Source organism: Micromonospora sp. NBC_00821, assembly GCF_036347035.1.
In the GTDB taxonomy this organism is placed as follows: domain Bacteria; phylum Actinomycetota; class Actinomycetes; order Mycobacteriales; family Micromonosporaceae; genus Micromonospora; species Micromonospora hortensis.
On the sequence record NZ_CP108880.1, the window covers coordinates 2,715,466 to 2,738,059 of the forward strand.

Here is a 22,594-nt window from a genome sequence, read left to right on the forward strand (position 1 = left end):
GCTCTGGTTGGTCGATCCACCGGGCCCGAAACCGGCGCCCGGGTCAGGCTAGTCCAGGGTCAGCAGGCCCTGTTCGGACACCACGCGCACCGACAACGTCTTGTACCCGACCTCCTCGAAGAGGACCATCATCTTGTCCTCCTCGTAGGAGAGCACCATGCCGGACCCCCACTCCGGGTGCCGCACCTGGCTGTGCACCGGGAACGGACCCACAGCGCCCTGGTCGGCCACGCTGGTGCCGTTGTGGCAGTTGTCGCAGTGGCCGCAGACCTGCGTCATCTGCTCGCCGAAGTAGGCCAGCAGGGTCTGCCCCCGGCAGGCCCGGGTCTCGGCGAAGGCCCGCATCATGTCGGTGCGCGACCGGGTCACTGTCTGCTGGCGCTCCGCCTCGGCCAGCGCCGCGGCGGCGGCGTCGGTCGGGGTGGGGGAGTAACGGGGCGCGCCGATGCGCTGTCGTGCGCGCGGTTCGGCCGCCCCGACCTGCTCCAACAGGGAGAGGTACTGGCCCAGCTTGCGTGGCCCGAGGCCGGTGGTCTCGCGCAGTTCGGTCTTGGTGGCCGGCTTGCGGCGCAGCAGCGCGGCGAGGTCGCGCAGCTCGTCGACGTCGGGCAGGCCGCCGCTGAAGAACCGTTGCAGGCCCACGTCCTCGGCCTGCCAGAGCAGCAGCACCCGGGCCGGTTGCCCGTCGCGGCCGGCCCGGCCGATCTCCTGGAAGTAGCTGTCCGGCGAGTCGGGCAGCGCCATGTGCACCACCCAGGCGATGTTCGGCTTGTCGATGCCCATGCCGAACGCCGAGGTCGCCACCATGATGGGGACCTCGTCGGCGAGGAACGCCTCGTGCAGTTCGTGGCGTGCGCCGGCCGCCATCCCACCGTGGTAGAACTGCGTCGGGTAGCCGGCGTCGGTCAACCGGGTGGCCAACTCCTCGGCGGCGCGACGGGTCGGCACGTAGATGATCCCAGGCCGCTCGTCGTCGCTCAGCAGCGCGATCAGTCGCCGCCACCGGTAGTCCTCGGTGGGGCAGTGCGCTACCTCGACGAACAGGTTCGGCCGGTCCAGCCCGGAGACCACCACCTCCGGGTCGCGCAGCCGCAGCCGGGCGACGATGTCGTCGCGTACCGGAGGGGAGGCGGTGGCGGTCAGCGCGACCACCGGCGGTCGGCCGATGCCGTCGATGAGGTGCCCGAGGGCCAGGTAGTCGGGGCGGAAGTCGTGCCCCCACGCGGAGATGCAGTGCGCCTCGTCGATCGCCACCAGGGCCGGCTTCAGCGCGGCGACCTCGGCCATCCGGTCCGGGTTGCTGAGCTGTTCCGGGGTGATGAAGAGGAACTCCGCCCGCCCCTCGCGGATCTCGGTGATCGCCTCCGCCTGCTGGGTGGGCGACTCGTTCGAGCTGATCCGCACCGCCCGCAGCTCCGGGCGTTGCCGCTCGTTGAGGGAGGCGATCTGGTCCTGCTGGAGGGCCAGCAGCGGGGAGATCACCACTGTGGGGCCGGGGATCAGGCTGGCCGGGATCTGGTAGATCGCCGACTTGCCGGCGCCGGTGGGCAACACCACCAGGGCGTCGCGTCGCTTCATCACGGCCCGCATGGCGGCCAGTTGGTTGGGCCGTAGCGCCTTCCAGCCGAAAAGGCTGCGGGCCGCGCGGCGCAACGTCATCGAGTGCGTGGACAGTTTCATCGAGGGCCGGAGGTACCCGAGCCCATGACCGCCGAAACGCATTCGGACGATCATGGGCCCGTTGATCGTCGGCTCAACGCAGGCGGGGCAGGACCTCGCGCTGGTAGAGGTCGAACAGGCCCTGGTAGTGCGGGCCGGTGTTGGCCACGTACACCTCGTCGAAGCCGGCCTTGGCGTACTGGTCGATCATCTCCAGGTGCGCGTCGACGCTGTTGCCGCAGACGAACGCCTCCTTCAGCATCTCCGGCTTGACCAGCTCGGCGGCCTGCTCGAAGTGCCGCGGCGAGGGGAGCACCTGGGACAGCTCACCCGGCACCCCCGCGTTGGGCCAGCGCTCGTACGCGATGCGCATGCCCTCGTCCTCGCTGTCCGCGTACGCCGCCTTGAAGCCGGCCTGGCACGGCTTGTCGCCGCCGCCGTTCTCGCGGAAGCGCCGGACCATCTCGCCGTCGGGCATCGTGCTCACGTAGCCGTCACCGATCCGGGCGGCCAGGTCGATGGCCTTCGGGCCGAAGCCGGAGACGTAGATCGACGGTGGGGTGTCGGGCAGCGTGTAGATCCGCGCGTTCTCCACTCTGTAGTGCTTGCCGTGGTGATTGACGAAGCCGCCGTCCCACAGGGCGCGCAGCACCTCGACGGCCTCCTCCAGCATCTCCAGCCGGACGTCGGCCTGCGGCCAGGCGTCGCCGAAGATGTGCTCGTTGAGCGCCTCGCCGGTGCCGACGCCGAGCACGAAGCGCCCACCGTGCAGCACCGCGCTGGTCGCCGCCGCCTGCGCGATCACGGCCGGGTGGATCCGCACGGTGGGGCAGGTCACCGCAGTGGTCACCGGCAGCGAGCAGACCTGGCTGAGCGCGCCGATCATCGACCAGACGAACGGGCTCTGGCCCTGAGCGTCCACCCACGGGTGGTAGTGGTCGGAGATCCACAGCGCCTCGAAGCCGGCCCGTTCGGCACCGCGCGCCTGCTCCAGCAACTCGGCTGGCGTGAACTCCTCACTGGACAGGAAATATCCGATCTTCATGGCTTACCCCTTCGGCACGCGGACCTGCTGATGGGGAGAGCCGTACCCCGGTCACGGTCGGCCACACCCGGCCGGTCGGGCCCGGGTCGGCCGGGCTCGCTCAGCGTCGACCGAACATCGCCCGGATCGCGGCGAGGAGCAGCAGGGCGCCGACCACCAGGCCGAGCAGGCGTACGCCGGGGATGTCGGCCGGGCTCGTCGCGTCGGCCAGCAGGACGGGATCCATCCCCGCACTCTCCCCGGGGAGCGGGCCGCCAGGCAACTGTAAGGTTTATTGACTATTGAATCGCTCAGTGTGACCATGGCAGGACCGCCTGCCGGTGGCGGTGCGCCGAGGGCGCGCGAGAGATGGGGTACGGGGGCCGCATGAGCGAGCGCAACCAGCGGATCGACGGGGGCGCACCGTCGCCGGTGATCGACACCGATCACTGCGAGGGGGCGGCGTGACACCGACGACCGGACACCTCCCGGCGCTCGCCGCCGCTGTCCTGCAACCCGGCTTCGTCGGCACCACCCCACCACCATGGGTGTGCCGCTGGCTCGGCGAGGGTCTCGGCTCGGTGGTGCTCTTCGCCCGCAACGTCGTCGACACCGAGCAGGTGGCCGCCCTCACCGCGACGCTGCGCGCGGAACTGCCGGACGTCATAGTGGCCATCGACGAGGAGGCCGGCGACGTCACCCGACTGGAGTCGGTGCACGGCAGCTCCCGGCCCGGCAACTTCGCCCTCGGCGCGGTCGACGACCCGGAGCTGACCGAGGCCGTCGCCCGGGACCTCGGCGCCGAGCTGGCCGCGGCGGGGATCACCCTCAACTACGCCCCGGACGCCGACGTCAACTCCAACCCCGCGAACCCGGTGATCGGCGTCCGATCCTTCGGCGCCGACCCGGCGCTGGTCGCGCGACACACCGCCGCCTGGGTCCGCGGGCTCCAGGCCGGCGGCGTCGCGGCCTGCGCCAAACACTTCCCCGGGCACGGCGACACCAGGGTCGACTCACACCACGACCTGCCCCGGATCACCGCCGACCGGGACCGGCTGGACGCCTGCGAACTGGCCCCGTTCCGCGCCGCCGTGGCCGCCGGGGTGCAGGCGGTGATGACCGGTCACCTGCTGGTGCCCGCGCTCGACCCGCACCTGCCGGCGACGCTGAGTCAGCGAATCCTGGGCGGGTTGCTCCGCGATGAGCTGGGCTTCTCCGGCGTGGTGGTCACCGACGCGATGGAGATGCGCGCGGTCGCCGACCGGTACGGCTTCGCCGGGGCGACGGTCCGCGCCCTCGCCGCCGGGGCCGACGCCATCTGCATCGGTGGCGAACGGGCCGACGAGCAGGCCGCCCGCGAGCTGCGCGACGCCATCGTCGCCGCCGTCATCTCCGGTGAGCTGCCCGAGGAACGTCTCGCAGAGGCCGCCAAGCGCGTCGGTCAACTCGCCGCCTGGACGGTGGCCGCCCGCAGCGCCGGCTCGGCCGGAGCGCGCGCCGCCGCCGACGTCGGCCTGGTCGCCGCCCGCCGGGCCGTCCGGGTCACCGCCGCCCCGGGCACGACCGTCGCGCTGCCCCTGACCCGCGCGGCACACGTCGTCGAGTTCGAGCCGCCGCGCAACATCGCCATCGGCGCCGAGACCCCGTGGGGCATCGGCGGACCGCTGACCGAGCTGCTGCCCGGCACCAGCACGGTCCGCTACGCCGAACCCGACGTGCCGGCGGACCCGGGCGCCGGGGCGGGCAGCCGTCCCCTGGTCCTAGTCGTCCGCGACCAGCACCGGCACGACTGGATGCGCGACGCCGTGCACCGCGCGTTGGCAGCCCGGCCGGACGCCGTCGTGGTCGAGTTGGGCGTGCCCGAGCTGGTCACCGGGGCGGTGCACCTGGCCACCCACGGCGCCACCCGGGCCAGCGGGCAGGCCGCCGCCGAGGTGCTCACCGGCGCCCGCTGACGGCCCGCGCTACGGAAGGTCGGCGACCAGGTCGGCGTACTCGGGGTGCTTGTCGATGAACGCGGCCATGAAGGGGCACTGCGGCACCAGTGTCGTGCCGCGTGCCCGGAGCTGGTCCAGGGTGCCGCGGATCAGCGTGCCGCCCACCCCCTTGCCCTGAAAGCCCCGGTCCACCTCGGTGTGGGTGAAGACCAGGACCTCCCCGCGCGGCAGGTACGCGGTGAAGCCGGCCAGCGCGTCGTCGACAAGGATCTCGAAGCGGTGCTTCGCCGGGTTGTCCTCGACCAGGGTGCTCATCCGGCCATTCTCCCCGCCCGCTCGGCCAGCGCGTCGAGTTCGCCGAGCAACCGATCCACCTCGTCGGCCGTGTTGTAGTGGTAGATGCTGGCCCGCACCGCGCCGCCGCTGTCGCGCAGACCCATCAGCTGGAAGTACTCGTAGGCGTAGTAGTCGCCGACCGAGAGGCAGAACCCGGCGGCGCCCAACGCCTCCTGGGTGGCCGCCGGGGACATCCCGGCGACCCGGAACGAGACGGTCGGGCAGCGCCGCGCCGGCGAGCCGTAGACGGTGATCGACGGCCGCTGGGCCAGCCCGGCGAGCAGCCGGTCCAGCAGTGCCTCCTCGTGCGCCTGGGCGGCGGCCAGCCCGGCCCCCACCCGGGCCCGCCGGTCCCCGACCGCGTCCGGGTCCAGCCCCGCCAGGTGATCCACCGCCGCGGCCACCCCGGCCAGCAGCGGGAAGCTCGGCGTGCCGTACTCGAACCGGTCCGGCACCGCGTCGGAGGACGGCACCAGCTTCGCCGGGCGCAACGCCGCCCACCGGTCCGGGTCCGCCACCATCGCCGCCAGGTGCGGGCCGGACCACTTGTACGCGCTGGTGACCAGCACGTCGGCGCCGAGCGAGGCCAGGTCGGTCGGCCCGTGCGGCACCGAGTGCACCCCGTCGACGTGGACCAGGGCGCCGACCGCGTGCGCTGTCTTGGCGATCGCCGACACGTCCGGCATGGTGCCGATGGCGTTGCTGCCGGCGGTCACCGCGACCAGGCGGGTCCGCTCACCCACCAGGTCCGCGTACTGGGCCGCGGGCAGCTCACCGGTCTGCCGGTCGACCTCGGCCCAGCGCACCGTCGCGCCGGCCGCCTCGGCGGCCTGCACCCACGGCCGCACGTTCGCGTCGTGGTCGAGCCGGGAGACCACCACCTCGTCACCCGGGCGCCAGGCCGCGCCGAGCGTGCGAGCCAGGGTGTACGTCAGCGCGGTAGCGCTCGGCCCGAGCACCACCCCGGCCGGGTCGGCGCCGAGCAGGTCGGCCACCGCCGAGCGGGCCTCGGCGACCAGCTCCAACGACCGGCGGCCCGGGAGGAAGGCGGCGCTGCGGTTGCCGACCGCCGACCGCATGGCATCGGTGACCGCGTCGATCACGCCGGCAGCGGTCTGGGTGCCGCCGGCACCGTCGAAGTGGACGAAGCCCTCGGTCAGAGCGGGGTACGCGGCCCGGGTGCGGGCGATGTCGAACGGCATGTCCCGGACCCTAGCCGGTGCTCCTCGTGCCCTTCCCGGCCGCCAGGTGATCACCGTTCGCGGGCTACCTCGCAGATGTCTCGTACCCTTGGCGAGGTGACGAACCGACCCGCCACCATGCCCATTCCCCCCGTCCGCCGCGCCGCCGGTCTCTTCGCCGGTCTGGCGCTCGGCCTCGCCGTGCTCGCCGGGTGCAGCTCCCAGGGCGCCTCCACCGACTGTTCGGTGGACGCCTGCACCGTCACCTTCGAGCGGGGTGTCGACGCGAGGACCACCATCCTGGGCGTCGAGGCCAAGTTGGTCGGCGCCGAGGGTGACCAGGTGACCGTCGAGGTCGCCGGTGAGCAGCTCACCCTCACCACCGGGCAGCAGGCCGCCGAGGCTGGGGGCTTCGCTGTCACGCTGGACAGCGTGACCGACCAGCAGGTCAAGATTCGCGTATCGCGCAACCCGGGCAGCTGACCTGGGCGGGCGGCGGTGGCCGACGTTTGGGAATCTTCAGAATCGGAGATTGTGACGCCATGTCACTCACCCGTAGCGCCGAAGCCACCGCCTCCCGTACGGCGGACAGCCGGTGGCTGGAACTCCTCGCCCGGGCCGGCTTCATCGGCTACGGCATCGTCCACCTCCTCTTCGCCTGGTTGGCGTTGCAGATCGCGTTCGGCACGTCGTCCGACGACGGCGACCAGTCCGGCGCGCTGCGTACCCTCTCCGCACAGCCCCTCGGCAAGTTCCTGGTCATCGCCGTCGCTGTCGGCCTGCTCGCGATGGCGATCTGGCAGGCGCTGGAGGCAGCGGTCGGGCACCGCGCCGAGCACGGCAAGGAGCGGGTCATGGAACGGCTCGCCTCGGCCGGCCGGACCATCGTCTACCTCTACTTCGCCTGGACCGCCTTCAAGGTCTTCAAGGACGCGGGGTCGAACAGCGCCGACCAGCAGGAGGCGTTGACCGGCAAGCTGATGACCTCCAGCGGTGGCCGCTGGCTGGTCGGCCTGGCCGGGCTGGTCGTCGCCGCGATCGGCATCGGTCTGGTGATCTACGGTGCCCGCAAGAAGTTCGAGAAGCACCTCAAGACCGGCGAGATGAGCCCGAAGACCCGCCAGCTCGCCCGCCGGCTGGGCATGGCCGGATACATCGCCAAGGGCGTCGCGTACGGCATCGCCGGTCTGCTGGTCATCGTGGCGGCGGTGAACTACGACCCGGAGAAGGCCCGTGGTCTGGACGCCGCGCTGCACACCCTGCGTGAGCAGTCCTACGGCATGTTCCTGCTGACCCTTGTCGCCCTCGGCATCGCCGCCTTCGGCGTCTACTGCTTCCTCCAGTCCCGGTACCGCAAGGTCTGAACTGGTCGATTCCCGGGCCGTCGGGCACTCTTGGGCTTTTGCCCGAAGTGCCCGACGCCTGGTCGAAGGGGAGCACCGAAGCCGTGCAGAACTATCTCGAAACGGCCGTCGCCGCGCTCGTCGCGGCGGCGGTCGCCCTGTTCCTGGTCGAGATCGTCCACCGGATGACCCGGCGGTTCGGCCGCCGGTCACTGCTGTTGACCGAGTTGACCGACCACGCGCACCGCCCGTTCCAGGTCGCCGGAACGGTCCTCGCCGTGCAGTTCGCCGTCCGCTTCACCACCGGGTACGCGGTCGGCGAGAGCTGGCGGCGGCTGCTGCTGCACCTGCTCATCCTCGGCGTCATCGCCACCCTCGCCTGGCTGGTCGCCTGCCTCCTGGTCGTCGTGGAGGACACCGCGCTGGCCCGGTTCCGGGTCGACGTACCCGACAACCGGCACGCCCGGCGGGTCCGGACCCAGGTGGTGATGCTGCGCCGACTGACCATCGCGGTGATCGTCATCCTGACCGTCGGCGTGATGCTGATGACGTTCCCCAGCGTGCGGGGCATCGGCGCCGGTGTGCTGACCTCGGCCGGTGTGGTCGGTGTGGTGGCCGCGCTCGCCGCGCAGAGCCTGCTCGGCAACGTCTTCGCCGGCGTCCAGCTCGCCTTCAGCGACGCCGTCCGGCTCGACGACGTCGTCGTCGTCGAGGGGGAGTGGGGTCGCATCGAGGAGCTGACCCTCAGCTACGTCGTGGTGCAGATCTGGGACGACCGCCGGCTGATCCTGCCCACCTCGTACTTCACCAGCAAGCCGTTCCAGAACTGGACCCGGACGGAGGCGGCGGTGCTCGGCACCGCCGAGTTCGACGTCGACTGGGCGGTGCCCGTGCAGACCATGCGCGAGGAGCTGCGCCGCCTCGTCGAGGGCACCGAGCTGTGGGACGGGCGGGTCTGCGTCCTGCAGGTCACCGACGCCACCGGCGGGACGGTCCGGTTGCGCGCGCTGGTCAGCGCCGCCGACGCGGGCAGCCTGTGGGACCTGCGCTGCCTCGTCCGGGAGCACCTGGTCGCCTGGATCCGGGACAACCGCCCCACCGCGATGCCCCGGCTACGCGCCGAGTTGGGCGACTCCAGCAGCAACCTGTCCTGGCAGTGGGTGCAGCCGAGGCGGCCGGGCCGCCGCCCGTCCGACACCGAGGCGCCCGACGACGCCCGTGTCTTCGGCGGCAGCGACGACGGCGACGCCCGCAGCGAAGCCTTCGTAGGCCCCGAAGAAACCCGCCCCCAATAGCCCTCGCCCGGCCCGGCCCCGCCCCCGCGTCGCCCTCGCCCGTCCTCGCCTCGCCCCGTCCCGCCCCGTCCCGCCCCGTCCCGCCCCGTCCCGCCCCGTCCCGTCCCGCCCCGCCCCGCCCCGTCCCGTCCCGCCCCGTCCCGCCCCGTCCCGCCTCGCCCCGCAAGATCGTGCAACTTCCTGGTTGTAGTGGCTTCCGTCCGCGTCGAGGCCACTACAACCAGGATCGAGCGCGATCTCGGGCGGTGGACCCCGACGATCATTGACTTGACCGGTGATTTCGCCCGGATTGTCCCCGCCAACCTCATGATCACCGCTGCGGTGGCGGGGAGCGCGGGCGGGCCGGGGGCCGACGGCCGGGAGCCGGGGCCGAGGTCCGGGGGCCGGGGGCCGGGAGCCGGGGGCGGGGGCCGGGGCGGGGGAGGGCGAGTGCGGAGGTTTGGTCGGGCTTGGGTGGGGGATGTGCTGCCGGACGTCTCTGGCGTGATCGCGGCGGCTGGCCGCGTATCGGCGGCGCGGCGTCCGGACAACGGGGACGGTGAGCTGCTTGGCGCGCTTTAGGATTGACGAGCGGCGACTTCGGGCATACAGCGCGGTGATGAGGAAAGGAGGACAGCATGGCTGACGTGGCGAAAGCCCGCACATCCCAGAACGGGAGCGAGCCCTCCACCGCCGAGTTGGTGCAGCGGGCCACTGAGCAGATCTCCCGCCTCGTACGGGACGAACTGACGCTGGCCCGAGCGGAGTTGACCCAGAAGGGTAAGCACGCGGGCATCGGGATCGGCCTGTTCGGCGGCGGTGGCGCGCTCGCGTTCTTCGGTCTGGGTGCGCTGGTCGCCACGGCGATCCTGCTGCTCGACCTGGTGTTGCCCGCCTGGGCCGCGGCGCTGATCGTGGCGGTCGCCTGTTTCCTGGTGGCCGGCATCCTCGCCCTGGTGGGCAAGAAACAGGTCAGCCGTGCCGTCCCGCCGGTGCCGGCGGCCACGGTCCGTAGCCTCCGGGCAGACATGGACACCGTCACCGCCGCGGTGAAGGACAGGGGGCGGCAATGACCGGTAACGGGACCGGCGACACGGAGGCCCTCCGCGAGGAGATCCGTCGCACCCGGGTCGAGTTGGGCGAGACGATGGAGGCGTTGGCCGCCAAGGCCGACGTCAAGGCGCGTCTGAAGGAGTCCGCCGAGCAGGCCAAGGAGCGGATGCGGGAGCAGGCGGCGCAGACCGTCGCCCGGGTCCGTGGGCAGGCCGCGCGTGGCGCCGGGATGGCGCGGGCGCAGGCGTACGAAAAGGGCGAGCTGGTACGCGCGCAGGCGTACGACAAGGGCGAGTTGGTGCGCCGCAACCCGGTGCCGTGGGCGGCCATCGCGGCCGGCGCGGTGGCCACAGTGGTGGTGCTGATGATCGTGCGGGGGAGGCGTAGGTGAGTAAGAGCATCGGCAGGGTCGCGTACCGGCCGGTCGGCGTGTTGTTGGGTATCGCCGCGGGCACGGTGGCCGGGGCGATCTTCCGGCAGGTCTGGAAGGTGACCGCGGGCGACGGTGAGGCGCCCAACGCGACCGACGAGGATCGAGGCTGGGGCGAGATCCTGGCCGCCGCGGCGTTGCAGGGCGCCATCTTCGCGGTCGTCCGGGCCGCCGTGGACCGGGGCGGCGCGGTCGGCGTCCGCCGGATGACCGGCAGCTGGCCGGACTGACCAGCAGCGACTTCAGCCCCCTTCCCGCATCGATGGGAAGGGGGCTTTCGCATGGCATCGCACGCCGGCCAGCGCGCCTGAGGCATCCGTCAGGTCACATGTCGGAGAAATTCGTCGGAGAGGTCGTGACAGACTTTTTACGTCCGTGATTTGCTGGTCCCCGCTGTTGCGAGATGGCGTGGGTTGAGAGAAGTCTCCTTCGTGGGGCTGCCTCAGGCGCCGCTGCTCAAAAACGGCCAATCGGCCGGACGGCGTGCACGGCCGCCAGTTTTTAGAGGGAGAAACACATGGCTCAGGGAACCGTGAAGTGGTTCAACGCTGACAAGGGCTTCGGCTTCATCACCGTCGATGGTGGGGGTGCTGACGTGTTCGTCCACTTCTCGGCCATCCAGACCAGCGGCTACCGCTCGCTGGAGGAGAACCAGCGGGTGGAGTTCGAGATCGCTCAGGGTCAGAAGGGCCCGCAGGCTGAGCAGGTCCGTCCCATCTGAGTAGGACGGCCGGCCCCCGCCGGCCAGTGGGACGATCCGGCTCAAGGGTCACGGTAAAGCCCCGCATCCCGGTTGGGATGCGGGGCTTTCGCCTGCTCGGGTTCGCGGTGCGGCGAGCGGTCAGCCTCAGGCTCGCCGGTGCAGCGGGCGGGTCAGCGTCGACGCGAGCGCAGGCCGAGCCAGAGCACCACCAGCCCGGCCGCTGTCACGAGCGGGCCGATCACCGCCCAGATCTTCTCGTCGGTCATCACGCTGCCGCTGACGTAGCCGAGACCCTGGACCGTCCACACCGCACCGATCACCACGGCCAGTAGGCCGAGGGTGAGCGGAAGCCAACCCCTCATCGCGTCCCCTCTCCGCCGCCCGGGGCGGCGCGCCGCCGTCCAGCATCGCCGGCCGGGCGGCGTGAGGCGAGCACCTCGGGCGCGCGGGTCACCACCGGTCGTGCACCTGCGGGCGGATCAGCTCGTCATAGGTCTCGCGGACGGCTGCCAACTGCTCGTCGGTGAGCGGGGACAGGGCCGCCGCGGCGGCGTTGCGCCGGGCCTGGTCGGCGTCGCGGGCGCCGGGGATGACCACTGTGACGCCCGCCTGGTCCAACACCCAGCGCAGGGCGAACTGCGCCATCGTGCGGTCCGCGTCGACGAGCGGGGCCAGCCGGCGTACGGCGGCCAGACCTCGGTCGAAGTCGACTCCGGAGAACGTCTCGCCGACGTCGAAGGCCGCGCCGTGCCGGTTGTAGTTGCGGTGGTCGTCGGCGGGGAACTCGGTGTGCTCGTCGTAGCGACCGGAAAGCAGGCCACTGGCGAGCGGCACGCGGGCGATGATGCCGACACCGGCTGCGGCCGCGGCCGGGAGCACCCGCTCCAGGGGCTTGTGGCGGACCGCGTTGAGGATGATCTGGACGCTCGCCACCCCCGGTCGGGCGATCGCGGTGAGGGCCTGGTCGCAGGTCTCGACGCTGACTCCGTACCCGGCGATGGCCTTCTCGGCGACGAGGGTGTCCAGACCGTCGAAGACCTCGTCGGAGGAGAAGACCTCGGTGGGCGGGCAGTGCAACTGGACCAGGTCCAGGGTGTCCATGCCCAGGTTGGCCCGGGAGCGGTCGGTCCACTGCCGGAAGTTGGCCAGGGTGTACGCCTCCGGGCGCTGCTCGACGCGGCGGCCCATCTTGGTGGCGACGGTCAGCCCGGCGTCGGGTCGGGTGCGCAGGAAGCGGCCGATCAGCTGCTCGCTGCGGCCGTCGCCGTACACGTCGGCGGTGTCGAGGAAGGTGACCCCGGCGTTCACGGCGGCGGCGAGCACCGCCATCGCGTCGTCCTCGCTGACGGTGCCCCAGTCGGCGCCGAGTTGCCACGCGCCCAGGCCGACCGCGCCAACGGTCCGGCCGAGCCGGTTGAAGCTGCGCTGTTCCATGACCCGAGCCTAGTGATCGGGTTGCCACCCTGCCACGCGAGCCGTACGGTTAGCAGTACGGACGTACGGTTTGGAGGCGACCATGTGGGACCCGACGACCTACCTGCGCTTCGGCGACGAGCGATCCCGGCCGTTTCACGACCTCCTCGCCCGGATCCCGGCCGAGCGACCCCGGGCGGTGGTCGACCTCGGCTGCGGCCCCGGCCAGCTCACCGCCGTGCTCGCCGAACGCTGGCCGACCAGCCGGGTGCGCGGCCTCGACTCCTCGCCCGAGATGATCGAGCGGGCGGAGGCCCTCGGCGCGCCGGTCGACTTCGCGGTCGCCGACCTGCGCGACTGGTGCCCGGCCGGCGACGAGGACGTGGTGGTCAGCAACGCGGCCCTGCAGTGGGTTCCCGGCCACCAGCAGCTGCTGCGCCGCTGGGCCACCGAGTTGCCCGCCGGCGCCTGGCTCGCCATGCAGGTCCCCGGCAACTTCGCCGCCGACTCGCACCGTGCCCTGTGGGAGGTCGCCAACCGGCCGGCCTGGCGGGCCGAGGTCGCCCCGCTGCTGCGTGCGGACCCGGTCGACGACCCGGCCGACTACGCGGAGCTGCTGACCGCCGCCGGCTGCGCGGTGGACGCCTGGGAGACTACCTACGTGCACCTGCTGCCGGCTCGACCCGCCGCCGAGCACCCGGTGCTGGCCTGGATGGAGGGCACCGCGCTGCGCCCGGTCCGGGCCGCACTGGACGCCGCCGGCTGGTCCGCCTTCCGCTCCGAGCTGGGAGTACGGCTCACCGTGGCGTACCCGGTGCGGCAGGGTCAGGTGTACTTCCCGTTCCGCCGCGTCTTCGTCGTCGCCCGCACCGGCGACCATGCCCAGGAGAACCAGTGACCGACCTGTCCACCTTCATCGCCGGCCTGCCCAAGGTGGAGCTGCACGTGCACCACGTCGGCTCCGCCCTGCCCCGGATCGTCGCCGAGTTGGCGGCCCGCCACGAGGGGCGCACCCCCGTGCCGGCCGACCCGGACGCGCTCGCCAACTACTTCGAGTTCCGCGACTTCGCGCACTTCATCGAGGTCTACCTGAGCGTCGTGGATCTCATCCGCGACCCGGAGGACGTCTGGATCCTCACCCACGAGGTGGCCCGCGAACTGGCCCGCCAACAGGTCCGGTACGCGGAGCTGACCATCACGCCGTACTCGCACGTCCGACGGGGCATTCCCGCGCCGGCGTTCTGCGAGGCCATCGAGGACGCCCGCAAGCGCGCCCTGGCCGACTTCGGCATCGAGCTGCGCTGGTGCTTCGACATCCCCGGCGAGGCCGGCCTGCCGGCGGCCGAGGAGACGCTGCGCATCGCGCTGGACGAGCGCCCGGACGGGCTGGTCAGTTTCGGTCTGGGCGGTCCGGAGATCGGCGTACCCCGACCGCAGTTCCGGCAGTACTTCGACCAGGCCCGCGCCGCCGGGCTGCGCTCGGTGCCGCACGCCGGGGAGACCACGGGGCCGCAGACCGTTTGGGACGCGCTGAACGAGTTGGGTGCCGAGCGGATCGGGCACGGCATCTCCGCCGCGCAGGATCCCCAGTTGCTCGCGTACCTGGCCGAGCGGCAGATCGGGATGGAGGTCTGCCCGACGTCCAACGTCCGTACCCGGGCGGTGGCCACCCTCGACGAGCACCCGCTGCCCCGGCTGGTCGAGGCCGGGCTGCTGGTCACCATCAACTCCGACGACCCGCCGATGTTCGGCACCACCCTCAACGACGAGTACGCGGTGGCCGCCCGCCTGCTCGGCGTCGGTGCCGAGGGGCTGGCCGGGCTGGCCCGCAACGCCGTGACCGCGTCCTTCCTGGACGCCGCCGGCCAGCAGCGGATCCTCGCCGAGATCGACGCGTACCTCGCCACCGCCGGCTGACCTGATCGGCCGGCTGGGCTGGTCGCCGCTCGGGCGACCGGTTGGCCGGTTGGTTGAGCAGGGCGCGCGGCGGGAGCGTGGGTGTGGGGGGACCTGTGACTCCCGCCGCGCGCGCGGCTCCACCGGCCGTGGGTGCGTGGTGCGCTCGGCCGGTGGAACTGGTGGGTTCGTGCTGTGATCCTGTCAGCCCGCAGCCGATCCAACGCGGTCGTTAACCGCGATCTAAGGAAGACTTGCGCCGGCGCACAGCCCCGGGTTCGGCCGGGTCAGTCGTCGGTGGGGCGCTGGCGGGGCCAGCGACGTCCGGTGGCCTTCGTGTCGCGGGCGTCGCGGGCCATCCGACCGACCAGACCGAAGCGGCTGACCTGCCGGGGCGTCGCCTCCGGGTCGGCGAGCAGCATCACCACGCTGGCGCCGCCCAGCCGGGCACGGTCGATGCTCACCGAGCCGTTGGCCTGCAACGCGACCCGCTTGGCGATGTCCAGCCCGAGCCCGGTCGAGCCCTGGTCACTGGTGCCCCGGCGCAGCGCCCGGTCCGGGTTGGCGATGCCGGGGCCGGCGTCGTCGATCCGGATCGCCACGTAACCGTCGCGCCGGGACACCGCCACCTCGAACGCGGTGCCCTGCGGGGTGTAGCGGAAGACGTTGCCGATCACCGCGTCCAGCGCGGCGGCCAGTTCGGCCCGCGGCACCGGCGCCGGGATCCGCAGCTGGGCGCCGTTGACCCGGTGCGGCCGGTTCTGGTCGCCGGCCAACGCCGCCCAGAACACCATCCGGTCCCGGACCACCTCGCTGACGTCGCACATCGCCGGCCCGGCCTCGAGCGCCACCGTCTTACGGGTGGTCTTGATCAGCACGTCGATCTCACCCTCCAGGGTGACGATCGCCTGCCGGATCCGCCGGATCCCGCGCAGCCTGTCCAACTCCGCCGGGCTGAACGAACCCACGCTGGTGTCGTCGGACTCCAACGCCTCCGCGTCCAACCGCAGCACCGTCAACGGGGTACGCAGACGATGCGACAGGTCGGCCACGAGCTCCCGCTCGTCGGTGCGGGCGGCGTCCAGGCGGTCGGCCATCCGGTTGAAGGCGTACCCGGCCTCGGCCAGCTCGCGCGGACCGGTCGGCTCGACGCGTACGCCGAGGTCGCCGTCGCCGATGGAGAGCGCGGCCTTGACCAGACCGCGGGTGGAGTCCACCGCGCGAGCGGCGACCCGGTCGACCACCAGCACCGCCGCGCCGGCCATCGCCGCACCGACAGCGAACAGCAGCAACCAGGTGCCGCCGGCGCCCTCGCCCAGCGTCGACTCCGGAAGGAAAACCTCGACCACTGCCGTCCGGTCACCGAGGACGACCGGGTCGAGCCGGGCCACACCCCCGTCGACGTCGACGACCAACGACTGGCGCTCGGAGCGGGCCCGGTCCAGGTCGCTGCCGCTGGCCCGACCAGCGGACTCGTCCAGCCCCAACCCGTGGACCACGGGCCGGGTGGGGGCGCCCTCCGCGCTGGCCACCACGGCACGCTCGACGACCGCCGGGTCGGTGCTCACCGCCAGCGCGCCGGTTACCAGCGCGCTGCGCCGCGCCGCGTCGGCGATCGCCTCGTCCCGGCTCTGCTCCCGCAGGCTGAGCCCGAGCGGGATCAGGAACGCGAGCGCCACGAGACTGCACATGCCGGCCGTGAGCAGGGCCAGCGCCGTCCTCAGTCCGGTGCCACCAGCCGGAATCCGACCCCCCGCACGGTGCGCAGGTAGCGCGGCTTCGCCGCGGACTCGCCCATCTTTCTGCGGAGCCAGTACAGGTGAACGTCGATGGTCTGATCCTCGCCGACCGATGGCTGCCGCCATACCTCCTCCAAGAGTTCCCGGCGGGACACTACCCGCCCAGGTCGTGCGGCGAGATACGCCAACAGGTCGAATTCCTTGCGGGTCAGCGCCAGCGGCTCCCCGTCGAGCTGGGCGCTGCGCTCGCCCACGTCCACCCGCAGCCCGCCGACGCTGTGCACCGCGGGTTGCACGGACCGACTGGCCCGGCCGGCCCGGCGCAGCACTGTGGTGATCCGGGCGTCCAGGTGCGCCCCGGTGAACGGCTTGACCATGTAGTCGTCGGCGCCGGCGCGCAGCAGTTTGACCACCGACTGCTCGTCGTCGCGGGCGGTGGCGATGATGATCGGAACGTCGGTGATGCCGCGCAACATCCGCAGCGCGTCCGAGCCGTCCAGGTCGGGTAGGCCGAGGTCGAGCACCACCAGGTCGGGTGTCTCCGCGGCGACCCGACGCAGGGCGTCCAACGCCGTACCCACGGCGTGCACGGCATGCCCCCGGTCGGTGAGGGACCGCAGCATCGCGCCGCGTACGACGTGATCGTCTTCGACCAGGAGCACGGAGGCCACGACAAGACCGTACTTGGCCTGGCAAGTTGATCGCGTTGCGGCGTGCCTGGCGACCGGGCAAGCTGGTACGACGATGTCGTTCACCCTGTTCGCCGATGCCCGCCTGGCGCTCGCCCGGGACAGCCTCGCCGGTCTCTCCACCGGCGACGCGCTCGGCGCGCAGTACTTCCTGCCGGGGCCGGCGCCAGTGGATCTCGCCGCCGACGCGCTGCCGCCGGCGCCCTGGGAATGGACCGACGACACCGAGATGGCCTGCTCGGTCCTCGCCCAGTTGGCCGACTCCGGTGGCATCGACCGGGACCGGCTGGCCCTCTCCTTCGCCGAGCGACGCACTGAGCGCAGAGGCTACGGCGCGGGCGCGATGCTCATCCTGGGGCTGATCCGTGACGGCACCCCGTGGCCGCTGGCCGCCGCCTCCGCCTTCGACGGGCAGGGCTCCTGCGGCAACGGCGCGGCGATGCGGGTCGGCCCGCTGGGCGCGTACTTCGCCGACTCGACAGCGCGCGCCGCGGCACAGGCCCGCGCGTCCGCCGAGGTGACGCACGCGCACCCGGAGGGGATCGCCGGCGCGATCGCCGTCGCCGTCGCCGCCGCGCTGGCCTCCCGGGCCCGCCTCGACGGGCACCGGCCGGCCCCGGAGCGGCTGCTCGCCGGGATCGCCGCCGCACTCGACCCGGGCACCGAGGTGCACCGCTGCGTACACCGGGCTGCCGGGCTGCTCGGCCGGCCGTTGCCCCGGGTGGTGGAGGCGCTCGGCAACGGCTCCCGGGTGACCGCCCAGGACACCGTCGCGTTCACCCTCTGGGTGGCCGCCACCCACCTCGACGACTATCCGGCGGCCATCGAGACGTGCGTACGGGCCGGCGGGGACGTGGACACCACCGCCGCCATCGCCGGAGCGGTGGTGGCGGCGCACACCGGCATCGGCACCCCGGGTGGGGTGCCCGAACAGTGGCTGGCCGCCCGCGAGCCGCTACCTACCTGGCTCCCCTGACGCCCCTGGCTACCTGGCTCCCCTGACGCCTCGGGCTGCCTGGCTCCCCTGACGCCTCGGGCTGCCCTGCCTGCGTCGGGGCTGCCTTGCACCTGCGCTGGGCATGATCGACTCGGCTTCCCGCAAATCGGGTCATCCGGGCGACGGGGACGCCGCGGTTCCCTGAAAGCCGAGTGGATCACCGCGATGCTGCGGGAACAGCGGGCTGCGGGTCGCTGGGCTGCGGGTCGCTGGCCTGCGGGTCGGCGGATTGCGGGTCGCTGGGCGTCGGGTCTGGCGTCGCGGTGTCGTTCCCGCGGCCGGTTATCTCGGCCAGCGTCGCGGCCTCGTCCGGGCCGCCGGTCACCTCGGCGAGCGCGCTGGCCTCGTCCGGGTCGCGTCGGCGCCAACGGCTGACCAGCCAGCCGATCGCCGCGCCGCCACCGAGCCCGGCCAGCAGGCCGGCGGCCAACATCCCGTCGGCGCTGCCCTCGTCGGCACTGCCCGATCGGGCCGGCGGCGCGGCGTCCACGCCGTTCTGCGCGGCGGGCGGCGCGCCGGCCGCCGGGCCGGCATGCCCGCCGTGTGCGGCCGGACCCGCCGCGCCGGGCGCCGCCGGCAGCAGGGCGAGCGTCGGGGCCCGGTGCGGGCCGGTGGCGTCCGCCCACCGGACCACGGTGCCATCGGCGTACGTCTGGACGACCTCGAAGGTGAGCCGCTCGGCCTGCGGCATCGGCCCCATGGAGAGCGCCAGCCGAGCCGGGCCGGGGTCACTCTCACCGACCCGGACCCAGGTCACCGCTGTCGTCACGGTGCTCACCCCGGAGGAGTGGATACCGGCCACCGGCTTGTCCAGGGTGCGGGAGCTGATTCGGGGTGCCCAGCCGTTCACCGACATGGGGTAGACCTCGGCGATCGGCGCGTCGGCCGGCAGCCGGACCTCGATCTGGTTGGTCTTCGTGCCCGCCCGTTCCTCCGGAACGCTGAGCTCCAGCCGTACCGCCTCGCCCTGCCGGGCCTCGGTCGGGGTGGTCGTCACGTCCGCCGCGTACGCCGTGCCAGGCCAGAGCAGCAGCCCAGCGGCGGTCACCGCGGTCGCCGCCACGATCCGCCGCAGACGGCCACCGCCGTACGTGCTCGCCATCTCGTGCCCCCATCCGTGTCGACGCGGCCGGCACCGGTTTCCGGCCACACCTTCTAGTTCGGCTGCGAGGCGCGAAAGGTTCAACGTCGGCGGTAAGGAGGTGCCCTTCCCGGTCGCGGGCGGGGCGACCGATAGCATCGGCAGGAGCCGAGGATCGGCACCGTTTCGTACCACTTGGAGGAGTCACCGTGTCCGCACCCCGTACCCCCGCCGTGGCCGACCCCGTCGTCGTCGCCGCCGGGACCACGGCGGCCGACGCGGTGGCCGCGGCCGGACTGCCCGCGAACGGCCCCAAGGCGATCGTCGTGGTCCGCGACCCCGAGGGTCAGCTGCGCGACCTGGACTGGGCGCCGGCCGAGGAGACCGTTGTCGAGCCGGTCAGCCTGGATTCGCCCGACGGGCTCAACGTGCTGCGCCACTCCACCGCGCACGTCCTCGCCCAGGCCGTGCAGGACATCTTCCCCGAGGCCAAGCTGGGCATCGGTCCGCCCATCGAGAACGGCTTCTACTACGACTTCGACGTCGAGAAGCCGTTCCAGCCCGATGACCTCAGCAAGCTCGAAAAGCGCATGCAGGAGATCATCAAGTCCGGGCAGCGGTTCCGTCGCCGCCGCTTCGGCAGCCTGGACGAGGCGCGCTCGGAGCTGGCCGACGAGCCGTTCAAGCTGGAGTTGATCGAGGTCAAGGGCGAGGGCCTGGACACCGACGAGGTAATGGAGGTGGGCGGCGGCGAGCTGACCATCTACGACAACCTCGACGCCAAGGAGGACAAGGTCTGCTGGTCGGACCTGTGCCGGGGTCCGCACCTGCCGACCACCCGACTGATCGGCGCGTTCAAGCTCATGCGCTCCGCCGCCGCGTACTGGCGGGGGTCGGAGAAGAACCCCCAACTGCAGCGGGTGTACGGCACCGCGTGGCCGACCCGCGACGAGCTCAAGGCGTACCTGAAGCTGTTGGAGGAGGCCGCCCGGCGCGACCACCGCAAGCTCGGCGCGGACCTCGATCTGTTCAGCTTCCCCGACGAGATCGGCTCCGGCCTGGCGGTCTTCCACCCCAAGGGCGGCATCATCCGCCGCGAGATGGAGCACTACTCGCGCCAGCGGCACGAGGCGGCGGGGTACGAGTTCGTCAACACCCCGCACATCACCAAGGCGCAGCTGTTCCAGACCTCCGGTCACCTGCCGTACTACGCGGACACCATGTTCCCGCCCATGCAGCTGGAGGGCGCGGACTACTACCTCAAGGCGATGAACTGCCCGATGCACAACCTGATCTTCAGGTCGCGCGGGCGTTCGTACCGGGAGCTGCCGCTGCGGATGTTCGAGTTCGGCACTGTCTACCGGTACGAGAAGTCCGGGGTCGTGCACGGCCTCACCCGGGTCCGCGGCCTGACCCAGGACGACTCGCACATCTACTGCACCCGTGAGCAGATGGCCGGCGAGCTGTCCACGCTGCTCAGCTTCGTGCTCGACCTGCTGCGCGACTACGGCCTGGACGACTTCTACCTGGAGCTGTCGACCCGGGACGACTCGCCCAAGTTCATCGGGGCCGAGGAGGACTGGGCCGAGGCCACCGAAGCGCTGCGGACCGCCGCGGCGACCTCCGGTCTGGACCTGGTGCCCGACCCGGGCGGCGCGGCGTTCTACGGGCCGAAGATCTCCGTGCAGGCCCGTGACGCCATCGGCCGGACCTGGCAGATGTCCACCATCCAGGTCGACTTCAACCAGCCGGAGCGGTTCGCGTTGGAGTACCAGGCCGCCGACGGCAGCCGGCAGCGGCCCGTGATGATCCACCGTGCGTTGTTCGGGTCGATCGAGCGGTTCTTCGGGGTGCTCACCGAGCACTACGCGGGTGCCTTCCCGGCCTGGCTGGCGCCGGTGCAGGTGGTGGGTATCCCGATTCGCGAGGACCACACCGACTACCTGCACGGGTTCGTCGCGGCGCTGCGCGCCGAGGGCATCCGGGCGCAGGTGGACGCGGGTGACGACCGGATGCAGAAGAAGATCCGGACGGCGCAGCAGCAGAAGATCCCGTTCATGGTGATCGCCGGCGACGACGACGTGGCCGCCGGCACTGTCTCCTTCCGCTACCGCGACGGCTCCCAGCGCAACGGGGTGCCGGTCGCCGAGGCGGTGACCCACGTGCTGGACGTGGTCAGCTCACGGACCAACATCGGTCCGTCCGCCGCCGCCGAGTAGCGGAGTCCCCCCGCGCTCCGCGTGCCGCGGCCTGCTCGCCGCATGATCGTGCTCGATCCAGGAAGTAGTGGCCTCCCCGGTGCTGGAGGCCACTACTTCCATGTTCGAGCGCGATCTTCGCCAGGAGGCCCGCGCGGGAGGGACCGGCGCCGCGAGGCCCGCGCGCGGGGTGTCAGATGCCGCAGTTGGGCGCTGACCAGCCTCCGACCGCCGCCACGTGGGTGTGGTCGTTGTGGTCGGGGTAGCCGGGGCCGAGGATCTGCCCGAAGCCGTGGTTGCGGGCCTGCTGCGCCAGCCGGCAGAAGGACGGGGAGCCGACCAGGTCCACCCCGTCGCCGTACAGGTGTCTGCTGTTCGACGCGCCGCCCACGGCGCTGTTGCAGGCGTAGCTGCGGAAGCTGCTGCTGATCGCGATGGACACGTCGCCGAGGGCGTGCCGCATGGCCTGGAGCTTCCACATCGAGACGAGCGCGTTGAACCGGGCGGTGCTCGCCGAGACCGCGCCGCCGGACCAGTCGCTGTTGCACTTGTTCAGTTCGGGGTAGCTGAAGTTGGCCGGGGTGCAGTCGTCGTCCTGGAGGGCGTAGAGCCGGTTGAACGTCTGGGGGCCGGCGATGCCGTCGGCGGGCAGCCCGTACGCCTGCTGGAAGCGGATCACCGCCGATCGGGTGGCCGGGCCGTACGCGCCGTCGAGGGTGAGCACCGCGCCGTAGCCGGGGTAGCCGGCGACCCGGATCTGGAGTTGTCGGACATCCTCGCCGGACGCCCCCTGGGACAGGGTGCGTCCCCAGGTGTAGCAGCCGTCCGCCTGGGCCGCGCCGGCAGTGAGGGTGACGCCGGCCACTGTGGTGGCGGCGGTCAACGCCAGTGCCGCGAGGAACCTGCCGAGCCGTCGGAACATGGAGCCCTCCATCAATGCATGGAAGTACGTGGATGCATGGAAGTTTCACGCTTCGGTTTTGATCCGTCAAGAACTTGCAGTCCCGGGTTTCCCGAAGGCGGGTGTCGCGGCGTGCCCGCGGGGCTCCGTAGGATCGGCTCGTGACAGGGGCGGAACGGCACACGGACAGTGACGGCATGGCGGACGGCCTGGAGCGGCTCTGGACGCCGCACCGGATGACCTACATCTCCGGTGAGGACCGCCCGGCCGAGGGCTACGAGAAGCCGACCGGGTGCCCCTTCTGCCGGGGGCCGAAGCTGCCCCCGGAGGAGAGCCTGGTGGTGGCCCGGGGCGAGCACGTCTTCGTGGTGCTCAACCTCTACCCGTACAACCCGGGGCACCTGTTGGTGTGCCCCTACCGGCACGTCGCCGACTACACCGACCTGGACGTGCCGGAGACCACCGAGCTGGCGTCGTACACCCAGACCGCCATGCGGGTGATCCGCAAGGTCAGCAACGCCCACGGCTTCAACCTGGGCATGAACCAGGGCGGGGTGGCCGGCGCCGGCATCGCCGCGCACCTGCACCAGCACGTGGTGCCACGCTGGGGCGGCGACGCGAACTTCATGCCGGTGATCGGCCGCACCAAGGTCCTGCCGCAGCTGCTCGGCGACACCCGCGACCTGCTCGCCCGCGCCTGGCCGTCCTGACCGCCGCCGGCCGCGCCGCGCCGGTCGCGC

24 protein-coding genes are annotated in these 22,594 nt (G+C 72.3%); 13 read left to right on the forward strand and 11 right to left on the reverse strand.

Translation table 11 applies throughout. The features are described 5' to 3' along the window. Positions 1-48 precede the first annotated feature (48 nt). The 3 genes from OHB44_RS12320 to OHB44_RS12330 form a co-directional block, all read right to left on the reverse strand. Positions 49-1,680 (reverse strand): RecQ family ATP-dependent DNA helicase, encoded by a 1,632-nt coding sequence (locus OHB44_RS12320; protein WP_330440833.1) that lies wholly within the window; start codon positions 1,678-1,680, stop codon positions 49-51. A 73-nt stretch (positions 1,681-1,753) separates the two neighbouring features. Further along, a complete protein-coding gene (locus OHB44_RS12325) occupies positions 1,754-2,704 on the reverse strand; it encodes a TIGR03557 family F420-dependent LLM class oxidoreductase (protein WP_330440834.1) in 951 nt (316 codons plus the stop codon). A 100-nt stretch (positions 2,705-2,804) separates the two neighbouring features. After that, positions 2,805-2,930, reverse strand: coding sequence for a hypothetical protein (locus OHB44_RS12330; RefSeq protein ID WP_255750123.1), 126 nt, complete (start codon positions 2,928-2,930; stop codon positions 2,805-2,807). Between the two features lie 217 nt (positions 2,931-3,147). Between OHB44_RS12330 and OHB44_RS12335 the strand changes: the two genes are divergently transcribed. Beyond that, positions 3,148-4,638, forward strand: coding sequence for a glycoside hydrolase family 3 protein (locus tag OHB44_RS12335; RefSeq protein WP_330440835.1), 1,491 nt, complete (start codon positions 3,148-3,150; stop codon positions 4,636-4,638). Positions 4,639-4,647: 9 nt separating this feature from the next. Here OHB44_RS12335 and OHB44_RS12340 read toward each other — a convergent pair whose 3' ends face one another. Beyond that, a complete protein-coding gene (locus OHB44_RS12340; RefSeq protein ID WP_238682943.1) occupies positions 4,648-4,935 on the reverse strand; it encodes a GNAT family N-acetyltransferase in 288 nt (95 codons plus the stop codon). Continuing rightward, positions 4,932-6,158 (reverse strand): cysteine desulfurase-like protein, encoded by a 1,227-nt coding sequence (locus OHB44_RS12345; RefSeq protein WP_330440836.1) that lies wholly within the window; start codon positions 6,156-6,158, stop codon positions 4,932-4,934. The genes OHB44_RS12340 and OHB44_RS12345 overlap by 4 nt, the downstream gene beginning before the upstream one ends. A gap of 96 nt (positions 6,159-6,254) precedes the next feature. Between OHB44_RS12345 and OHB44_RS12350 the strand changes: the two genes are divergently transcribed. The 7 genes from OHB44_RS12350 (at position 6,255) to OHB44_RS12380 (ending at position 10,958) form a co-directional block, all read left to right on the forward strand. Next, complete coding sequence (locus OHB44_RS12350; protein ID WP_330440837.1) at positions 6,255-6,620, forward strand: hypothetical protein; 366 nt, start codon at positions 6,255-6,257, stop codon at positions 6,618-6,620. Between the two features lie 59 nt (positions 6,621-6,679). Further along, positions 6,680-7,501: a DUF1206 domain-containing protein gene (locus OHB44_RS12355; RefSeq protein WP_330440838.1), complete on the forward strand. Its 822-nt coding sequence runs from the start codon at positions 6,680-6,682 to the stop codon at positions 7,499-7,501. Positions 7,502-7,584: 83 nt separating this feature from the next. Next, a complete protein-coding gene (locus tag OHB44_RS12360) occupies positions 7,585-8,775 on the forward strand; it encodes a mechanosensitive ion channel family protein (RefSeq protein WP_238683029.1) in 1,191 nt (396 codons plus the stop codon). 617 nt (positions 8,776-9,392) lie between these two features. Then, positions 9,393-9,827: a phage holin family protein gene (locus tag OHB44_RS12365; RefSeq protein WP_030338239.1), complete on the forward strand. Its 435-nt coding sequence runs from the start codon at positions 9,393-9,395 to the stop codon at positions 9,825-9,827. Then, on the forward strand, positions 9,824-10,198 hold the full coding sequence (locus OHB44_RS12370; RefSeq protein ID WP_196927356.1) for a DUF3618 domain-containing protein: 375 nt from the start codon (positions 9,824-9,826) through the stop codon (positions 10,196-10,198). The genes OHB44_RS12365 and OHB44_RS12370 overlap by 4 nt, the downstream gene beginning before the upstream one ends. Further along, positions 10,195-10,467, forward strand: coding sequence for a DUF4235 domain-containing protein (locus OHB44_RS12375; RefSeq protein ID WP_130400249.1), 273 nt, complete (start codon positions 10,195-10,197; stop codon positions 10,465-10,467). Before OHB44_RS12370 ends, OHB44_RS12375 begins: the two co-directional genes overlap by 4 nt. Positions 10,468-10,754: 287 nt before the next feature. After that, positions 10,755-10,958, forward strand: coding sequence for a cold-shock protein (locus tag OHB44_RS12380; RefSeq protein ID WP_030338233.1), 204 nt, complete (start codon positions 10,755-10,757; stop codon positions 10,956-10,958). 152 nt (positions 10,959-11,110) lie between these two features. Here the strand turns inward: OHB44_RS12380 and OHB44_RS12385 are convergent, their stop codons facing one another. Together OHB44_RS12385 and OHB44_RS12390 are read right to left on the reverse strand one after the other, a co-directional pair. Further along, a complete protein-coding gene (locus OHB44_RS12385; RefSeq protein WP_238671989.1) occupies positions 11,111-11,302 on the reverse strand; it encodes a hypothetical protein in 192 nt (63 codons plus the stop codon). A gap of 88 nt (positions 11,303-11,390) precedes the next feature. Continuing rightward, the gene (locus OHB44_RS12390) at positions 11,391-12,374 is read right to left on the reverse strand and encodes an aldo/keto reductase (RefSeq protein WP_330440839.1); all 984 of its coding nucleotides are present in this window, start codon (positions 12,372-12,374) and stop codon (positions 11,391-11,393) included. A gap of 82 nt (positions 12,375-12,456) precedes the next feature. On the opposite strand from OHB44_RS12390, the gene OHB44_RS12395 reads away from it, so the two are divergent. Together OHB44_RS12395 and OHB44_RS12400 are read left to right on the forward strand one after the other, a co-directional pair. After that, the gene (locus OHB44_RS12395; protein WP_330440840.1) at positions 12,457-13,251 is read left to right on the forward strand and encodes a trans-aconitate 2-methyltransferase; all 795 of its coding nucleotides are present in this window, start codon (positions 12,457-12,459) and stop codon (positions 13,249-13,251) included. Continuing rightward, positions 13,248-14,270, forward strand: a complete 1,023-nt coding sequence (locus tag OHB44_RS12400) for an adenosine deaminase (protein WP_238682949.1) — start codon at positions 13,248-13,250, stop codon at positions 14,268-14,270. The genes OHB44_RS12395 and OHB44_RS12400 overlap by 4 nt, the downstream gene beginning before the upstream one ends. A 266-nt stretch (positions 14,271-14,536) precedes the next feature. Here the strand turns inward: OHB44_RS12400 and OHB44_RS12405 are convergent, their stop codons facing one another. Both OHB44_RS12405 and OHB44_RS12410 read right to left on the reverse strand, forming a co-directional pair. Further along, complete coding sequence (locus tag OHB44_RS12405) at positions 14,537-15,940, reverse strand: HAMP domain-containing sensor histidine kinase (RefSeq protein ID WP_238682950.1); 1,404 nt, start codon at positions 15,938-15,940, stop codon at positions 14,537-14,539. Between the two features lie 29 nt (positions 15,941-15,969). Further along, positions 15,970-16,659 carry a response regulator transcription factor gene (locus tag OHB44_RS12410; protein ID WP_091401712.1) on the reverse strand — a complete coding sequence of 230 codons (690 nt, stop codon included), beginning with the start codon at positions 16,657-16,659 and terminating at the stop codon, positions 15,970-15,972. A 73-nt stretch (positions 16,660-16,732) separates the two neighbouring features. Here OHB44_RS12410 and OHB44_RS12415 point away from each other — a divergent pair, with 73 nt between their 5' ends. Beyond that, positions 16,733-17,653: an ADP-ribosylglycohydrolase family protein gene (locus OHB44_RS12415; protein WP_266303047.1), complete on the forward strand. Its 921-nt coding sequence runs from the start codon at positions 16,733-16,735 to the stop codon at positions 17,651-17,653. 178 nt (positions 17,654-17,831) lie between these two features. Here the strand turns inward: OHB44_RS12415 and OHB44_RS12420 are convergent, their stop codons facing one another. Continuing rightward, a complete protein-coding gene (locus OHB44_RS12420) occupies positions 17,832-18,776 on the reverse strand; it encodes a DUF1775 domain-containing protein (protein WP_330440841.1) in 945 nt (314 codons plus the stop codon). A gap of 188 nt (positions 18,777-18,964) precedes the next feature. Between OHB44_RS12420 and thrS the strand changes: the two genes are divergently transcribed. After that, entirely contained in the window at positions 18,965-20,974 is a 2,010-nt protein-coding gene (thrS, locus tag OHB44_RS12425; RefSeq protein WP_238682953.1) for a threonine--tRNA ligase, read from the forward strand. Between the two features lie 172 nt (positions 20,975-21,146). Here the strand turns inward: thrS and OHB44_RS12430 are convergent, their stop codons facing one another. Continuing rightward, positions 21,147-21,875: a D-Ala-D-Ala carboxypeptidase family metallohydrolase gene (locus tag OHB44_RS12430; protein ID WP_238682954.1), complete on the reverse strand. Its 729-nt coding sequence runs from the start codon at positions 21,873-21,875 to the stop codon at positions 21,147-21,149. Positions 21,876-22,051: 176 nt separating this feature from the next. Between OHB44_RS12430 and OHB44_RS12435 the strand changes: the two genes are divergently transcribed. After that, on the forward strand, positions 22,052-22,564 hold the full coding sequence (locus OHB44_RS12435) for an HIT family protein (protein WP_196930193.1): 513 nt from the start codon (positions 22,052-22,054) through the stop codon (positions 22,562-22,564). Positions 22,565-22,594: the final 30 nt, after the last annotated feature.

Coding starts and splice junctions, on each gene's coding strand:
- OHB44_RS12320 (WP_330440833.1), bottom strand. CDS start 1,680: ATGAAACTGTCCACGCACTCGATGACGTTGCGCCGCGCGGCCCGCAGC.
- OHB44_RS12370 (WP_196927356.1), top strand. CDS start 9,824: ATGACCGGTAACGGGACCGGCGACACGGAGGCCCTCCGCGAGGAGATC.
- OHB44_RS12385 (WP_238671989.1), bottom strand. CDS start 11,302: ATGAGGGGTTGGCTTCCGCTCACCCTCGGCCTACTGGCCGTGGTGATC.
- OHB44_RS12415 (WP_266303047.1), top strand. CDS start 16,733: ATGTCGTTCACCCTGTTCGCCGATGCCCGCCTGGCGCTCGCCCGGGAC.
- OHB44_RS12420 (WP_330440841.1), bottom strand. CDS start 18,776: ATGGCGAGCACGTACGGCGGTGGCCGTCTGCGGCGGATCGTGGCGGCG.
- OHB44_RS12340 (WP_238682943.1), bottom strand. CDS start 4,935: ATGAGCACCCTGGTCGAGGACAACCCGGCGAAGCACCGCTTCGAGATC.
- OHB44_RS12380 (WP_030338233.1), top strand. CDS start 10,755: ATGGCTCAGGGAACCGTGAAGTGGTTCAACGCTGACAAGGGCTTCGGC.
- OHB44_RS12355 (WP_330440838.1), top strand. CDS start 6,680: ATGTCACTCACCCGTAGCGCCGAAGCCACCGCCTCCCGTACGGCGGAC.
- OHB44_RS12390 (WP_330440839.1), bottom strand. CDS start 12,374: ATGGAACAGCGCAGCTTCAACCGGCTCGGCCGGACCGTTGGCGCGGTC.
- OHB44_RS12365 (WP_030338239.1), top strand. CDS start 9,393: ATGGCTGACGTGGCGAAAGCCCGCACATCCCAGAACGGGAGCGAGCCC.
- OHB44_RS12430 (WP_238682954.1), bottom strand. CDS start 21,875: ATGTTCCGACGGCTCGGCAGGTTCCTCGCGGCACTGGCGTTGACCGCC.
- OHB44_RS12325 (WP_330440834.1), bottom strand. CDS start 2,704: ATGAAGATCGGATATTTCCTGTCCAGTGAGGAGTTCACGCCAGCCGAG.
- OHB44_RS12395 (WP_330440840.1), top strand. CDS start 12,457: ATGTGGGACCCGACGACCTACCTGCGCTTCGGCGACGAGCGATCCCGG.
- OHB44_RS12330 (WP_255750123.1), bottom strand. CDS start 2,930: ATGGATCCCGTCCTGCTGGCCGACGCGACGAGCCCGGCCGACATCCCC.
- OHB44_RS12405 (WP_238682950.1), bottom strand. CDS start 15,940: ATGTGCAGTCTCGTGGCGCTCGCGTTCCTGATCCCGCTCGGGCTCAGC.
- OHB44_RS12345 (WP_330440836.1), bottom strand. CDS start 6,158: ATGCCGTTCGACATCGCCCGCACCCGGGCCGCGTACCCCGCTCTGACC.
- OHB44_RS12435 (WP_196930193.1), top strand. CDS start 22,052: ATGGCGGACGGCCTGGAGCGGCTCTGGACGCCGCACCGGATGACCTAC.